General features: G+C 52.2%; 10 protein-coding genes. 4 read left to right on the top strand and 6 right to left on the bottom strand.

The genetic code is table 11. The features are described from left to right. Positions 1 to 472 precede the first annotated feature (472 nt). Together Undi14_RS01640 and Undi14_RS01635 are read right to left on the bottom strand one after the other, a co-directional pair. Entirely contained in the window at positions 473 to 1,114 is a 642-nt protein-coding gene (locus tag Undi14_RS01640) for a Shedu immune nuclease family protein (RefSeq protein WP_200177681.1), read from the bottom strand. 376 nt (positions 1,115 to 1,490) lie between these two features. Next, positions 1,491 to 2,198, bottom strand: a complete 708-nt coding sequence (locus Undi14_RS01635; protein WP_200177680.1) for a DUF4145 domain-containing protein — start codon at positions 2,196 to 2,198, stop codon at positions 1,491 to 1,493. Positions 2,199 to 2,358: 160 nt separating this feature from the next. Between Undi14_RS01635 and Undi14_RS01630 the strand changes: the two genes are divergently transcribed. Beyond that, complete coding sequence (locus Undi14_RS01630) at positions 2,359 to 2,571, top strand: phage integrase N-terminal SAM-like domain-containing protein (RefSeq protein WP_200177679.1); 213 nt, start codon at positions 2,359 to 2,361, stop codon at positions 2,569 to 2,571. A 62-nt stretch (positions 2,572 to 2,633) separates the two neighbouring features. Here the strand turns inward: Undi14_RS01630 and Undi14_RS01625 are convergent, their stop codons facing one another. After that, positions 2,634 to 6,002 carry a methylmalonyl-CoA mutase family protein gene (locus Undi14_RS01625; protein WP_200177678.1) on the bottom strand — a complete coding sequence of 1,123 codons (3,369 nt, stop codon included), beginning with the start codon at positions 6,000 to 6,002 and terminating at the stop codon, positions 2,634 to 2,636. 287 nt (positions 6,003 to 6,289) lie between these two features. Continuing rightward, entirely contained in the window at positions 6,290 to 9,901 is a 3,612-nt protein-coding gene (locus Undi14_RS01620) for an indolepyruvate ferredoxin oxidoreductase family protein (RefSeq protein ID WP_200177677.1), read from the bottom strand. A gap of 573 nt (positions 9,902 to 10,474) precedes the next feature. On the opposite strand from Undi14_RS01620, the gene Undi14_RS01615 reads away from it, so the two are divergent. Both Undi14_RS01615 and Undi14_RS01610 read left to right on the top strand, forming a co-directional pair. After that, positions 10,475 to 11,836: a cystathionine beta-synthase gene (locus Undi14_RS01615; protein ID WP_200177676.1), complete on the top strand. Its 1,362-nt coding sequence runs from the start codon at positions 10,475 to 10,477 to the stop codon at positions 11,834 to 11,836. Between the two features lie 78 nt (positions 11,837 to 11,914). Then, entirely contained in the window at positions 11,915 to 13,063 is a 1,149-nt protein-coding gene (locus Undi14_RS01610) for a PLP-dependent aspartate aminotransferase family protein (RefSeq protein WP_200177675.1), read from the top strand. Between the two features lie 13 nt (positions 13,064 to 13,076). Here Undi14_RS01610 and Undi14_RS01605 read toward each other — a convergent pair whose 3' ends face one another. Together Undi14_RS01605 and Undi14_RS01600 are read right to left on the bottom strand one after the other, a co-directional pair. Further along, positions 13,077 to 14,015 (bottom strand): LysR substrate-binding domain-containing protein, encoded by a 939-nt coding sequence (locus Undi14_RS01605; protein WP_200177674.1) that lies wholly within the window; start codon positions 14,013 to 14,015, stop codon positions 13,077 to 13,079. 2 nt (positions 14,016 to 14,017) lie between these two features. Then, positions 14,018 to 14,464, bottom strand: coding sequence for an Lrp/AsnC family transcriptional regulator (locus Undi14_RS01600; RefSeq protein WP_186883919.1), 447 nt, complete (start codon positions 14,462 to 14,464; stop codon positions 14,018 to 14,020). Between the two features lie 133 nt (positions 14,465 to 14,597). Here Undi14_RS01600 and yedA point away from each other — a divergent pair, with 133 nt between their 5' ends. Then, complete coding sequence (yedA, locus tag Undi14_RS01595; RefSeq protein WP_200177673.1) at positions 14,598 to 15,470, top strand: drug/metabolite exporter YedA; 873 nt, start codon at positions 14,598 to 14,600, stop codon at positions 15,468 to 15,470. Positions 15,471 to 15,610 lie beyond the last annotated feature (140 nt).

Genomic DNA, 15,610 nt, shown 5'->3' with positions numbered 1-15,610 from the left:
TTCGTCCTGTTGAATGTCCAGATAATACCAGCATGATTTCCCCTGGGCGTTCGCCACAATGCCATCTTATAACGCCGGAATCAAGCCGTACTGCGTGCGCCATGCAACGCAATTTGCAGGCATTTCACTTTTGAGTTCTTCGCATTTAGCCAATGGCGTACACGGAACGGACGTGTGTATGCTGCACTGACTGCGGCTTGACACGAGGCTCGCTACCAGTTCAGGTCATGAAAATGGAAGAATAAAGACCGGACTTTACAAACGCTCGCAGCGGCGATGGCTCGACATAAACTTCTCCGAGAGTAAAGATGGGGATAATCAGGCATGCTGTTCCATAGCAGATCAACTGCATTGCCGCTTCGACTATTGGCTGAAGAATAGTTTCAGCTGTGACACTTAATGGCATGTGTAGCCTTACGTCTAAAATCACTAGCGTGCTCGGTATTTCGCGCAGATCTGGTGGATTAATGGGTTAGCTTTTATCAACCTTCGCCGCCTCTGGATACCTAGACAAACGGTATTTGAGATCGCGAGCAAGTTGATCAAACGTAATTACGGATACCTTCTTGGAGTGAACAATTGTGTGGTCCTGCCGCCACTTGAGCCGAGCTTTTTCGCGAGGCATTAGGTTTTGCTCTCTTCCGACAATCACAAGTCCGTGAATGGCCACATGGCGTGCCCCAAAACGGTTTTCATATTCATCAGATTTCTCCATGTCACTCAACTTCCAGAACCAATCGAGTACCTGAGAGAATCCGTGCTCAAGGCGGGGTGCCCATTCGGGTGTGGTTTTTGCGCCATTCTTTACGAATAAGCTATCTACCTTCGCGTCCTCAAACTCAACAAGAAGAAATGTCTCTGATTTTGAATCACCTACTGCCAGGTCGCATGCAAAATCACCAAAGATGTCATATTCGCTCGCAACCCTGTCAGGGTTCGCGATGTCAGGAATATAAGTGCCAAGGAAGGCTGCCAAGTTGAGATTTTCCTTAAAAAAGGGAAGTATCTCGTCTCGCTCTTTAATCTCAGCTTTCGATGCAAGCAACTCCTCAAATTTGGTAAGTTCCTTGACGCACTCTTGAATTGAAAGAGCATGATGAATGAAATTTTTCATCCGTGTCTCCCACCGAAAAATTTCTCTAGAACTTCGTGGGAAACAATGTCTTCAATTAATAGAGTTTGATCCTCTTTGTATTTGAAAAGAATACGGAGTCTTGGTGTAGCCCGAAGTACGAAAACCTGCTCTCCTGGCGTTGAGAGCTTATGGATTTGAAAGTGCGTTCTGAGATTTTCAAAGCTCTCCACCTCAAGCATGCTTAATACCCGTGTAACCTTATCAGCCTCAGCTGGCTTAAGGTGCCGAAATGCTTGTTCGACCCTGTCTTCTATGAGTATTCGCATACGCTTCTTAAGAAAGCTAACGTTGGAGGTAAGGGGCGACCCGCTTGCAGGACGTCCCAGCAGCCGAAGGCTGCACCTTGACCGAGAGGTTAGATCTCGGATGATTCAGCAGGTTGTTTGTCTTCATCGGCTGTGCGGCCAGAGCTCCTGAGCAAACCCAATACAGAGGCTCTGTCGTCATAAAAGTCTTCCAATATTCGTTGGCAATAATGGCGTGACGCCTCAACATCTTCTACCGGAATTTCTTGCCATTCATCGTGCAAGACGTCATTCCCCAATACTCGAATTTCATCATGAGCCCGACGCTTACGAGCTTGGGTAATCGCTCCATCACCCGCTGCGAGATCAATTTGTTGTTCGAGTGTTGTGCCTTTTTTCTCTTTGTAACCGTTGGCACGAAGAGTCTTATCGAGAACAGAACGGAACATCCCTGCGGCGGCCCGAATGCAACCTGCTTCTAAGCACTTCTCTCCTTCACGGAACTCCGTGGCGATGCCGGGCGGAACCGATTTGGGCAGCGGCAGACGGTCTCTTGCCTCAGGATAGAAGGAATACAGTTCCCGATAAGAGCCCGGATATTGGCCGGCGTAGGCGATGACGCCAAGGCCACCGCGGCCGCAGCCGGCGCACCGGAACAACCTGAAATCGAGGCGAACTGAGCCCCAGTGACTGTGATCGTGACTCGAAGTTATTACTCCAAGCTGCCCTTGGGAACTTCGCCACTCGTATGTGGAGAGAGCACCGTCGCAGTCAGGGCAACAAACCGTTACGTTTCCTTCATCGTTGATGGTAGCCATAGTAGATATCGAGGCCTAACTTGTTTTAAAGTGCAAATTGGAAAAATAACAGATGAATGAAAAATAAGCAACAAGTCCCAATGCCTCGCAAGTCCTTGTCTGGTATAGTTTTTTTTTCGTTATACTGATTAAATATACAGCATAACAACAGGAACCTGCCATGAACGCTCATCCCCCTAAACTCCTGGATCAAATCCGGAATAGTTTGCGGTGCAAGCATTACAGCCTCGCCACTGAAAAACTGTATCTCTATTGGATCCGATTTTTCATACGCTGGTCAGGACTGCGCCATCCCAGAGACTTGGCGGCACCTGAAGTGGAAGCGTTTTTGACGACCCTGACAATGAGGTGCTTGCTGAGAACGTTTGCTTGAATCATAAAAAATCCCGGAACCAGTCCGGGATTTTTTTGGGTGTACAAAGTCCGCCAATCGACTCACATATTGCGGCGATATTGCCCGCCCACTTCAAACAAAGCAGTAGTGATCTGGCCGAGTGAACAGACCCGTGCTGCGTCCATCAGTTTGGCAAACACGTTTTCATTGTTGATTGCTGCTTGTTGCAACGCTGCCAGTGCTTGTGGTGCGACGTCGGCATGGCGTTGATGAAAATCCGCCAGGCGCGTGAGTTGCGATTGTTTTTCCTCTTCGGTTGAACGTGCCAGTTCTATCTTTTGTGGCGTGTCATTTGCCTTCGGATTGCGGAAGGTGTTCACACCGATGATAGGCAGCGTGCCGTCATGCTTCAGGTGCTCGTAATGCATGGACTCTTCCTGTATCTTGCCACGCTGGTAGCCGGTTTCCATTGCACCCAGTACGCCGCCACGTTCGGCGATACGTTCAAACTCTTGCAGCACCGCCTCTTCCACCAGATCGGTCAGTTCTTCGATGATGAAGCTGCCTTGTATCGGGTTTTCGTTTTTCGCGAGGCCCCATTCGCGGTTGATGATCAGTTGTATCGCCAGCGCACGACGGACTGATTCATCGGTCGGCGTGGTGATGGCTTCATCGTAGGCATTGGTGTGCAGGCTGTTGCAGTTATCGTAAATCGCGATCAATGCTTGCAGTGTCGTGCGGATGTCGTTGAAGTCGATTTCCTGTGCGTGCAGACTGCGACCCGAAGTCTGAATGTGATATTTCAGTTTCTGGCTGCGATCATTCGCGGCGTATTTGTCGCGCATCGCCACTGCCCAGATGCGGCGCGCCACCCGGCCCAGCACCGTGTATTCCGGGTCCATGCCATTGCTGAAGAAGAAGGACAGATTCGCTGCGAAATCATCAATGTGCATGCCGCGGGCGAGATAGGCTTCAACGAAAGTGAAACCGTTTGACAGCGTGAATGCCAGTTGTGAAATCGGGTTCGCACCGGCTTCAGCGATGTGGTAACCGGAAATCGACACCGAGTAGAAATTACGGACCTGATGATGGACGAAATACTCCTGAATATCACCCATCACCTTGAGCGAAAATTCAGTCGAGAAGATGCAGGTATTCTGCCCCTGATCTTCTTTCAGAATGTCAGCCTGTACCGTACCGCGCACATTCATCAGCACCCATGCGCGGATTTTGGCGGCTTCGTCGGCAGTTGGTTCGCGCTTGTTATCAGCGCGGAATTTATCCATTTGCTGATCAATCGCGGTGTTCATGAAGAAGGCCAGTATCGTCGGTGCAGGGCCGTTAATCGTCATCGACACTGAGGTCGCCGGGTCGCACAGATCAAAACCGTCGTACAGCACTTTCATATCATCCAGCGTCGCGACCGAGACGCCGGAATTACCGATTTTGCCGTAGATATCAGGGCGGATCGCCGGGTCCGCGCCATACAGCGTGACCGAGTCAAACGCGGTCGACAGGCGTTTGGCATCCATGCCTTGCGACACCAGTTTAAAGCGGCGGTTGGTGCGGTAAGGATCGCCTTCACCAGCGAACATACGGGTCGGGTCTTCACCTTCGCGTTTGAACGCAAACACCCCAGCGGTGTAGGGGAAAGAGCCGGGCACATTTTCCAGCATCAGCCAGCGCAGGATTTCACCGTGATCGACAAAACGCGGCAAGGATACTTTGCGTATCGTCGTGCCAGACAAGGATTTGTAAGTCAGGCGGGTGCGGATTTCTTTGTCGCGGATTTTGACAACATATTCATCACCGGAATATGCCTGCTGCATGTCGGGCCACATGCTGATCAGTTTTTTGGATTCGGCATCAAGCTGGGCGTCTTTGTCGCTGGCGAGCTGATTCAGTTCAAACAAAATATCGTTCTCACGCAGGCGGGATTGCAATTCCGCTGACCCAGCTGACTCTGCCTGCGGGCGAACGAGCACCGGAGCGCGGCCGCTTGCATGCAGATGCTCATGCAGCATGCGCGCCGATTCGTGCAGTTGCTGGCGTTCGCGTGCGAGCACCACTTGCTTGCCGGTATGCTTGTGATAGCCGCGCACGGTGTCGGCAATTTCGGCCAGATAACGGCTGCGGGCCGGCGGCACGATGACGTTTTTAGCGCTGGAAAATTTCACGGTTACCGGCGCCAGTTTGCCTGGAATAGCTTTCAGGCCACGCGCGGTCAGCGCTGGCAGCAAGCCCTGATACAGCGCCGTGACGCCGTCGTCATTAAAGCGCGATGCCTGCGTGCCATAGACTGGCATATCTTCCGGTTTTTTACTCCACATTTCGCGGTTGCGCTGATATTGTTTGGCGACATCGCGCAAAGCATCCTGCGCACCTTTGCGGTCGAATTTATTGATCGCGACAAAATCGGCGAAATCCAGCATGTCGATTTTTTCCAACTGAGAAGCAGCGCCGAATTCCGGTGTCATCACATACATCGATACATCGACATGCGGCACAATCGCCGCATCACCCTGACCGATGCCGGAGGTTTCAACGATCACCAGATCGAAGCCCGCCACTTTGCAGGCCGCAATCACATCGGGTAAAGCCTGGGAAATTTCCGAACCGGCTTCGCGCGTTGCCAGCGAGCGCATGAACACGCGCACCTGCCCCGCCCACGGATTAATCGCATTCATACGAATGCGGTCACCGAGCAAAGCACCACCGGATTTGCGGCGTGAAGGATCGATAGAAATCAGTGCGATATTCAGCTGATCGTCCTGATCGAGGCGGATACGGCGGATCAGCTCATCGGTCAGCGAGGATTTACCTGCGCCACCAGTGCCGGTAATGCCGAATGCTGGCACAGTGGTTTGCTCTGCGGCTTTCAATAATTCGGCGCGCAATTCTGGTTTGACGCTGTCGTTTTCCAGCGCAGTAATCAGTTGCGCCAGCGGGCGGTGCTTGATCGTGATGTCGCCTTCCTTCAGCACATCGAGCGAGGTCGGTGCGTAGCCAGACAAGTCCACGTCGCATGCCTGTATCATCGACAAGATCATACCGACGAGACCCATACGCTGGCCGTCTTCCGGACTGAAAATACGCGTCACACCGTAAGCATGCAGATCGGCGATTTCTTCCGGCACGATCACGCCGCCGCCACCGCCAAATACTTTGATATGCGCACCACCACGCTGTTTCAGCAGGTCTATCATGTATTTGAAATATTCAACGTGACCGCCCTGATAGCTGGAAATCGCAATGCCTTGCGCATCTTCCTGCAAGGCAGCGGTGACGATTTCCTCGACTGAACGGTTATGGCCCAGATGAATCACCTCGGCGCCATTCGCCATCAGGATGCGGCGCATGATGTTGATCGAGGCATCATGGCCATCGAACAGCGAAGCAGCCGTGACGAAACGGACTTTGTTAGCAGGTTTATATTCGGTCAGATTCTGGGCTACGGACAGGTCAGTCATGTCTTCCTCAACAAGGTATGGCAAAGGTTTGCGCTCTGGGCGGCGGATTTCCTTTGCTGATTAATTATGCAGCTAAGTTATATGACGTTAACGTAAACGTCAATGAGTATATGCAAGCAGGTGAAAAACGCGACTCTCAATACTGGTGCGGCTTACAGGCCAAAAATGGCTCAGCATGCCCATGCAGATTGAGTGCCTGAAAAATATTCACTATTCCGGCAATCATTTCCGGTTCGCAAGCGCGCCCCTGCCATAAAAAAGCAGCGGCAGGAGCACGCTTGTCAGCCTCAGGCGACGCGGGAAAGTTCGGTTACCGTCGTTTTTTGCTGATCGAGCAAGGCGGCTTTTTCAGCATAGTAGGTTTGTAGCGACTTTTCCTTCACGTGACCGAAACCACGGATATGTTCCGGCAGGTTGGCCAGCGCCACCGCCTGTTCCAGATTGTCCCGGTTCAGACATGACATCAGGTTCAGGATCAGATCGCGGTAATCGGTAATCAGGGCACGCTCAGAGCGACGTTCTGCGGTATAAGCAAAGATATCGAATGCCGTGCCACGCACACCTTTGCATTTCGCCAGCAGTTTAAATGCCTGCCAGACCCAGGAGCCGTATTGCGCTTTGACCAGATGACCTTGCCCATCCTTTTTCGAGAAAATGGGTGGTGCCAGATTAAATTTCAGACTGAAATCGCCTTCAAACTGTTGTTTAAGTTTGTCTGTAAATTCACCATTGGTGTACAGACGCGCGACTTCGTATTCATCTTTGTACGCCATCAGTTTGAAATAGTATTTCGCCACCGCCGTACTCAGACGATTGCCCTGCCCCAAGGCGCTTTCCGTGCTGCGCACACGGCTGACCAGATCGCTGTATTGCGCGGCATAGGCGGCATTCTGATACGCCGTCAGATAGTCAACGCGGCGCTGGATCAGCTTGTCCAGACTTTGCGGCATGCTCACAACGACGTTCTGAGCAGGAATCGCAATTTTTTCGACTTTCGCCAAATCGACCGCAGCGCGACGGCCCCAGAGGAACGCCTTTTTATTCGCTTCAACCGCTACGCCATTGAGTTCAATCGCACGCATCAGCGCGGCTTCCGACACCGGAATCGCACCTTTCTGATAAGCGAAACCCAGCATGAACAGATTGGTCGCAATCGAGTCCCCCATCAGCGCGGTGGCCAGACGGGTCGCATTGATGAAATCAACCTTGCCACCTACCGATTCATCGATCAGATGTTCGACCGACTCCAGCGGGAACTGCCAGTCTGCATTTTTAGCAAACGCGCCGGTAGGCTGCTCATGAGTATTCACCACCGCACGGGTACGGCCTGCACGCATTTTTGAAATCGCGTCATGCGCGCCAGCGGTCAGGATGTCGCAACCCAGAATCAGATCGGCTTCACCGGTTGCGATACGTTGCGCACGCAGTTTGCCAGCCTGTTCGATGATGCGGATATGCGAAGTCACCGAGCCGTTTTTCTGCGACATACCGGTCATATCCAGCACCGATGCGCCCTTACCTTCCAGATGCGCCGCCATACCGAGCAAGGCGCCGACCGTGATCACACCGGTGCCGCCAATACCATTGAGCAGGATGTTGTATGCGCTGCCGCAGGCCGGCAGCTGTGGCTCAGGCAAAGCGCCGAAATCATCGTTCTTTGCAGTGCCGGTTTTTGATTTGCGCAGCTTGCCGCCTTCTACCGTGACAAAGCTGGGGCAAAAGCCTTTGACGCAGGAATAATCTTTATTACAGGAAGACTGGTCGATCACACGTTTGCGGCCAAATTCTGTTTCCAGCGGCATCAGCGAGGTACAGTTGGATTGCACGCCGCAATCACCACAGCCTTCGCATACTGCGTCGTTGATAAACAGACGCTGATTCGGGTCAGGGAATTCGCCTTTTTTGCGGCGACGACGTTTTTCGGCGGCACAGGTCTGATCGTAAATCAGCACGCTGCAGCCTTGGATTTCACGCAATTCGCGCTGTACCGCATCCATGTCTTTACGGTCATGCAATGTGACCATCTCCGGCAATTGGGAACGGTCAGTGTAACGTGACAAATCTTCTGTCACCAAGGCGATGCGCTTGACGCCTTCAGCCGCCATTTGCTGCGCCATCATAGGCACGGTAATGGTGCCGTCGACCGGCTGGCCACCGGTCATCGCGACCGCATCGTTATACAAAATTTTGTAGGTGATATTCACTTTCGCCGCTACCGTCGCGCGGATCGCCAGATAACCGGAATGGAAATAAGTGCCGTCACCCAGGTTCTGGAACACATGCGGTAATGTGGAAAAAGCCGCCTGACCTATCCACGGTGCGCCCTCGCCGCCCATGTGGGTGGTGAGCTTATTATGTTCGGGATAAATTGCGGTCGCCATCACATGGCAACCGATACCGGCCAAGGCCAGACTGCCTTCCGGTACCTTGGTCGAGGTATTGTGCGGACAGCCCGAGCAATAGTAAGCCGGACGCGCCGGGGTATTGACCTGCTTGGTCAGCACCACGTCTTTCGCTTCCAGGAAGGCCAGACGCGCCTTGATCAGGTCGCTGGTGTGGAAGCGTGCAATTCGTGACGAAATCACACGCGCAATCTGCGCCACAGAAAAATCTGCTTTAGAAGTCAACAGCCATTCGCCGCGCGGATGTACCCATTCGCCTTTTTCATCGAACTTACCAATCACGCGCGGACGCACATCGTCGCGCCAGTTATACAACTGTTCTTTGAGCTGGTATTCGACCATCTGGCGTTTTTCTTCGACCACCAGAATTTCATCCAAGCCTTGCGCAAATTCGCGTATGCCATCCGGTTCCAGCGGCCATGGCATCGCCACTTTATACAGGCGGATACCAATGTCAGCGGCGAACTGTTCATCAATGCCCAGTTCTTCCAGTGCTTCCAGCACATCCAGATAAGATTTACCCGACGCGACAATACCCAGTCTGGCATGAGGGCTGTCTATCGTTACGTGATTGAGTTTGTTGACACGCGCATACGCCAGCGCCGCATAGATTTTGTAATCCTGCATCAGCGCTTCCTGCTTACGCGCCTGTATGCCCAGCGTATCGAGTGACAAGCGGGTGTTGAGGCCGCCTTCCGGCATAACAAAATCCTGAGGTAGTTGTATCTCCAGACGGAAGGGATCAGCATCGACCGAAGCAGTGGATTCCACCGTATCGGCCAGTGCCTTAAAGCCTACGGCGCAGCCGGAAAAACGCGACATGGCCCAGGCATGTAAGCCCAGATCCAGGTATTCCTGTACATTGCAGGGATACAGCATAGGGATCATGCAGGCAGAAAAAATATGGTCAGACTGATGCGGCAAGGTAGACGAATACGCGCCGTGATCGTCGCCGGCCACCAGCAAGACGCCGCCATGTCTGGCCGTACCGGCATGGTTCATGTGCTTGAACACATCGCCGCAGCGATCCACGCCCGGGCCTTTGCCATACCACATAGAAAACACGCCATCGTATTTAGCCGGGCCAATCAGATCGACGGTCTGGGTGCCCCAGACGGCAGTTGCGGCCAGATCTTCGTTCACACCCGGTACGAACTGTACGTGATTTTGTTCTAATAATTTTTTGGTTTTCCACAAAGTCTCATCGAGACCACCAAGCGGGGAACCGCGATAACCGGAAATAAAACCGGCCGTATTCAGTCCTGCAGCCAGATCGCGCTGGCGTTGTATCATCGGCAGACGGACTAAGGCCTGTATGCCTGAGAGGAAAATCGTTCCGCTGTTTGATGTGTATTTATCATCGAGCTGCACATCGTGCAAAACCGGTGAATTAGCAGAATTAACTGAGGGTACGGATTGGGTTGTTGCTATGGTGGACGGGCTTGCGCCTGATGCGGACAAAAGTCCAGCAGACCCCATCGTGGTGTCGGTTGACATAGTGGCTCCAAAATTTGTGATTTTTGATCGCAAAGAACATGCAGAGCGTCCGGTAAGACACACATTTGTTCGTCACCTGTAGCGAGGTATCGGGTACAGGTTCATTGCGTTGGCTGAGATAGCAGCCATTTTATTCGAATCCGGGACAAAACTCGATAGTCAGAGTAGCCATTACCATTGCAATGCTAAATACGTCGCCACCAGGAATACGATTGATGACTCAGTTCTTTGCAGTACGGCCTTTTGTCCAGATCCGGAAAGAGTTCAAAGAAAGCTTTCGAAATTATCGCTGCAGCGCTTTCCCGACTTCCTTTGAAATCTGCTGTGTTCACAGTGTAGATCGCCCGATGGATTATAGAAAATACTGAATTCAAATACGGGTATCACAAAAATTGATAGCTAAATTCTGCCCTGCTATTAGTTCAAAAATAAGCGCCTCACTTCCGACGGTATGCATTTTTTGCATTTGTTAGTACGAATTCATTCTTTCTTTGAATTCCAGCGGCACTGCTAAGATTTCACGCCTCAGATTGCCAAATTGCAATCTTCTACCCTATTGCACATTCCCAAAATATGTCTTTTGATCCTGTACTCACACTCATAGGTAATACGCCAGTTGTCCGCATCCAGTCACTGGATACCGGTCTGTGCGAACTGTATGTCAAACTGGAAAATCAGAATCCCGGCGGCTCTATTAAAGATAGGATCGCTCTTTCCATGATAGAAGCGGCCGAGCGCAGTGGTGAACTGCAACCCGGCGGCACGATCATTGAAGCTACAGCGGGCAATACCGGGTTGGGGCTGGCGTTGGTGGCAATCCGCAAAGGCTACAAAATCAAGCTGGTGGTGCCGGATAAAATGAGCACAGAAAAAATCCAGCAACTCAAAGCGATGGGTGTGGAAGTCTTGCTGACACGTTCGGATGTCAACAAAGGCCATCCGCTTTATTATCAGGATTATGCCCGCCGCATCGCTGATGAAACGCCGGGATCGTATTACATCGATCAGTTCAATAACCCGGCCAATCCGCTTGCACATCAAACCAGTACCGGGCCGGAAATCTGGCAGCAGATGGAAAACAGACTCGATGCGATTGCGGTCGGTGTCGGCTCCAGCGGTACCTTATCCGGACTCAGTGCCTATTTTTCGACCGCCGCGCCAGAACTCGAATTTGTACTCGCCGATCCGCAAGGATCGATTCTCGCTGATTATGTAGAAACTGGCAGCTACGGCACCGCTGGTAGTTGGCGCGTCGAAGGCATCGGTGAAGACTTCATTCCGCCGCTTGCGGATTTTTCTATGGTGAAAAGTGCTTATCGGATCAGTGATGAAGAAAGTCTGTTCACCGCCCGCGCCCTGTTAGAAAAAGAGGGTTTGCTGGCGGGTTCTTCGAGCGGCACACTGGTTGCCGCTGCGCTGCGTTACTGCCGTGCGCAAACAGAACCTAAACGGGTGCTGACTTTCATCTGCGACAGCGGCAACAAATACCTCTCCAAGCAATTCAACGATAACTGGCTGGTTGATCAGGGTTTGCTGCAACAACCGCAACACGACAATCTGACTGACCTGATTACACGGCCACATCAGCGTGGTGCCACTGTCTTTGCACGGCAGGAAGATACATTGGCAGATGCATATCAGAAAATGCGCCGTCACGACATTTCGCAAATGCCAGTCATAGAAGGCAATGCGCAGCTGGTCGGCATCATTGATGAGTGGGATATTTTGCTGGCTCTGCGCGCCGATAAAGCCAACTTTACGCAGCCAGTACGTCAGGTGATGAGTAAGGATCTGGTGACACTGCATCCGCACGACCCACTGGAAAACCTGCTCGGTATCTTCCGCGAAAACAAGGTGGCACCCGTCATTGATGGCGACAATTTTCTCGGCCTGATTACACAAACCGATGTGATCAACTACTGGCAACGCCATTAACCCGGCCACCATCGAAAACCAACTGACACCGCGATGCACCGCCACCTGACAGTCTTCATTCATTTTTAGGAAATCAACATGTCTCACCCCGATACCCTGAGCGTACACGCAGGCTACCAGCCAGATAGCACCGGCGCGGTCATGCCACCAATTTATCTGAGCTCCACCTACGCGCAACGCGCTCCGGGCGAACACAGTGGCTTTGAATATGGGCGCAGCGGCAATCCCAGTCGTCAGGCTTTCGAGCGGGCGCTGGCAGAATTGGAAGGCGGCACTGCCGGTTTCGCCTTCGCTTCCGGTCTGGGAGCCATGACGACAGTACTGGAATTATTAGAAGCAGGCAGCGAAATCGTTGCGGTGGACGATTTATACGGCGGTGCGTGGCGCTTATTTGAACAAGTCAAAGCACGTAGTGCTGGTTTAAAAGTACGCTATGTCGCGCCCGATGATCTGACTGCTTTGCGATCAGCAATCACACCTGCCACCAAACTGGTCTGGCTGGAAGTGCCGACCAATCCGTTGCTGAAATTTCCGGATATCGCTGCCATCACGGAAATCGCGCGCGGCGTTGGCGCGTTGACGGTTGTTGATGCGACCTTCGTCACACCTTACCTGTTGAAACCACTGGAATTCGGTGCCGATATCGTACTGCATTCGATCACCAAATATCTGAATGGCCATTCTGACGTGATCGGCGGTGCTGTCATCGTCAAAGATCAGGCGCTGGCAGATAAGCTGCGCTGGTTGCAAAATGCAGTTGGCGCAGTATTGGCACCGTTCGACAGCTTTCTCGCGCTGCGGGGCTTACGTACATTAGCCTTGCGCATGCAAAGACACAGCAGCAATGCGCTGACACTGGCAAGATGGTTGCAACAGCAAAGCGGAATCAGCGATGTGATTTATCCCGGCCTCGCCTCGCATCCTCAACACGCACTCGCGCAACGTCTGCTACCCAAAGGACAAAGTGGCATCATCTCAATCAAACTCAACACCGATGCCGCTGGCTTGCGACGCTTCGTCGCGGCACTGAAATTATTTACGCTGGCGGAAAGTCTTGGCGGCGTAGAAAGTCTGATTAACCATCCGTGGTCGATGACACATGCAGCAATACCGGAAGCATTGCGTGTTGAAAGAGGCATAGGTGAAAATTTACTGCGTCTGTCGGTCGGCATCGAGCATCCTGCCGATCTGCAAGCCGATCTGGCGCAGGCTTTAGCGGCGATCTGAACAACAACGTGCCTTATGGCATCAGACTGCGCGTATGTGGCCAGACCCGGCGCTGACAAAGTTGCCGGGTAACGTCGAGCACCAGCTTTTCGACGGCCTTGGCCGCATTTGTCAGCGGGATATTTTTGGAGGAGCACAGCGTCACAGTACGCGACAACTGCACATCACTGACAGGCCACGCCAGCAATTCACCGCGTTCTATTTCCGACAACATCGGCGCGACCGGCAAAATGGTCGCCCCCATATCGGCCAGCAATGCCGATTTCAGAATAGCAATCGAGGTGATATCAATCACTTGCATGATTTCCAACCCATGATCTCGCGCCACTTTTTCTATTCCGGGCCGCACACCATGTTGAATACTCGGCAGGATTAACGGCGTCTGCAACGCCTTTTTCAGACTGATGCTTTTGCGTTTACAGGCAAACTGCGAATCGGCGCGGGTGATGTACATCATCTCTTCTTCAACCAGCGGCTTGCCAGCAAAATGATTGGCCAGTTGACCATCATCAAACAGAATCGCCAGGTTCAGGCGACCTGATTTCAACTGTTCGGTCAGATTACCGGTCAGCTCTTCTGTGAGCTGAAAGACGATATCCGGAAATGCTGCACGCACCGCCGTCAGAAGTGGGAAAGCGAGCGCACCGGAAACGCTTTGCGGTATGCCAAGCGCCACAGTACCACTGGGCTTGTCGGTTGATTGGGTGACGGCTGATTTGGCGTCACTAACCTGCTTCAGTATCGCTTGCGCATGTTCATAAAACAGCTTGCCAGCATCAGTCGTCTGCATACCCTGCGCCGACCGGTGCAGCAAGGTGGCACCCAATTCTTCTTCGAGATGTTGTAATTGTTGCGTCAATGCAGGCTGTACGATATGCAGCACTTTCGCCGCACGTGACAAGGAACCATGATCCACAATCGCGATGAAATAACGTAACTGGCGCAGTTCCATACTTACTCCACGGGCTTGATCGCACGCCGCTCGATTGATGAAGATAAAATCAGCGAAGTCGATGTCACGCCGCAGCGGGCAAGACTGGCAATGACCCGTTCCAACTCGCGGACTGACGAAGCGACCACTTTAACGATCACGCAATCTTCACCAGTAATGGCGTGACATTCGACCACTTCTGGTACCTGCTCAGCAATTTTGACGACGGGCATATCACTGGAACGACTTGCTATCCGAACAAATGCGGTGATGCCATAACCTAAGGCTTCCGGGTTGACGTGTGCGTGGTAGCCGGTAATGACCTTTGCGGCTTCCATACGTTTGATACGCTCAGCCACTGCTGGCTGACTCAGATGTATGCGACGGCCAATTTCGGCCAGCGTCACCCGGGCATCTGCCTGCAGAATATCGAGAATTCTGGCGTCCATCATGTCTAATTCTATCTTCATGGTGAAATCGTCTTTTTTCAATTAATTTAAAAGAAATGTACCTGATTTACCTTGAACTATCCATTTAAAAACAAGGCAGAGTTCCCTACACTATTTCACATTCAGCTCTTTCTCCTCATTCTCGTCTATTTGCATGCGCCACCTGCCCCGTTCCGTTTTAACTGCCCTGCTCACCGTCTATGTTGTCTGGGGTTCTACCTATTTCGCCATCCAAGTTGCCTTGCAAGCGTTTCCACCGTTCATGATGATAGGCACGCGCTTTCTGGTCGCTGGCGCGATTTTATTTGTCTGGCAAAAATGGCGTGGCGCAGCGAATCCGACACTCAGCGAGTGGCGTGACGGTGGCATCGTCGGCATATTAATGCTGGGTGGCGGCACAGGTCTGACCGCCTGTGCGCAGCAATATGTGTCTTCCGGGCTGACTGCGGTATTTATTGCCTGCTCTCCGATGATTTTATCGGGTTTGTCTGGACTGTTCGGCGACTGGCCGAAACGGCGCGAATGGATAGGGATACTGGCTGGGTTCATTGGCGCCATGTTGCTGGCGTCCGACGGTGATTTCGCCGCGAAACCTATTGGTGTACTGTTCCTGCTTGGTGCGATCTTGTGTTGGGATGTCGGTTCTATCCTGTCGCAGAAAAAACTCAAAATGGCGGCTGGCGGTATGGGCTTTGCGAGTGAAATGCTGATCGGCGGTTTGTTTCTGGTGATCGTCAGTCTGTTGAAAGGAGAAAGCATGACAGGGCCAGTCACTGCTGAAGCACTGGCGGCCTGGGCCTATCTGGTTATCGCAGGCTCTTTACTGGCGTTCACTGCATACATGTATTTATTATCGAAAGTATCCACCGGACTGGCTGCCAGCTATGCGTATGTGAATCCTGTCATTGCCGTCGCTCTCGGCGTATTGTTTGGCGGCGAACATTTGTCCTTCAAAGCCATGCTGGCCATGGCAGTCATACTCGGCAGTGTGGTTTTGATGACGACGGCACGTCAGGCCAGCAAATAGCAGAAAAAATGGCGGGCTCCTTACTTATAACTTAGGCGGAAGCCCTGCGCAATTGCAGCCAAAGACATAGAAAATGTGGAAGTGGCGAACTTATTTATAGAACTGGGATGCGATCAAGGGCAAAGCTATTACATCATCAA

It is taken from the genome of Undibacterium sp. 14-3-2 (genome assembly GCF_016595265.1).
Classification (GTDB): domain Bacteria; phylum Pseudomonadota; class Gammaproteobacteria; order Burkholderiales; family Burkholderiaceae_D; genus Undibacterium; species Undibacterium aquatile.
Note: the sequence above shows the minus strand (reverse complement) of the source record. Positions and strands in the feature narration are given on the sequence as shown.

Bases quoted from the DNA above. Each gene is read 5' to 3' on its own strand.
- yedA (WP_200177673.1), top strand. From the start codon at position 14,598: ATGCGCCACCTGCCCCGTTCCGTTTTAACTGCCCTGCTCACCGTCTAT.
- Undi14_RS01610 (WP_200177675.1), top strand. From the start codon at position 11,915: ATGTCTCACCCCGATACCCTGAGCGTACACGCAGGCTACCAGCCAGAT.
- Undi14_RS01615 (WP_200177676.1), top strand. From the start codon at position 10,475: ATGTCTTTTGATCCTGTACTCACACTCATAGGTAATACGCCAGTTGTC.
- Undi14_RS01600 (WP_186883919.1), bottom strand. From the start codon at position 14,464: ATGAAGATAGAATTAGACATGATGGACGCCAGAATTCTCGATATTCTG.
- Undi14_RS01635 (WP_200177680.1), bottom strand. From the start codon at position 2,198: ATGGCTACCATCAACGATGAAGGAAACGTAACGGTTTGTTGCCCTGAC.
- Undi14_RS01630 (WP_200177679.1), top strand. From the start codon at position 2,359: ATGAACGCTCATCCCCCTAAACTCCTGGATCAAATCCGGAATAGTTTG.
- Undi14_RS01605 (WP_200177674.1), bottom strand. From the start codon at position 14,015: ATGGAACTGCGCCAGTTACGTTATTTCATCGCGATTGTGGATCATGGT.
- Undi14_RS01625 (WP_200177678.1), bottom strand. From the start codon at position 6,002: ATGACTGACCTGTCCGTAGCCCAGAATCTGACCGAATATAAACCTGCT.
- Undi14_RS01640 (WP_200177681.1), bottom strand. From the start codon at position 1,114: ATGAAAAATTTCATTCATCATGCTCTTTCAATTCAAGAGTGCGTCAAG.
- Undi14_RS01620 (WP_200177677.1), bottom strand. From the start codon at position 9,901: ATGTCAACCGACACCACGATGGGGTCTGCTGGACTTTTGTCCGCATCA.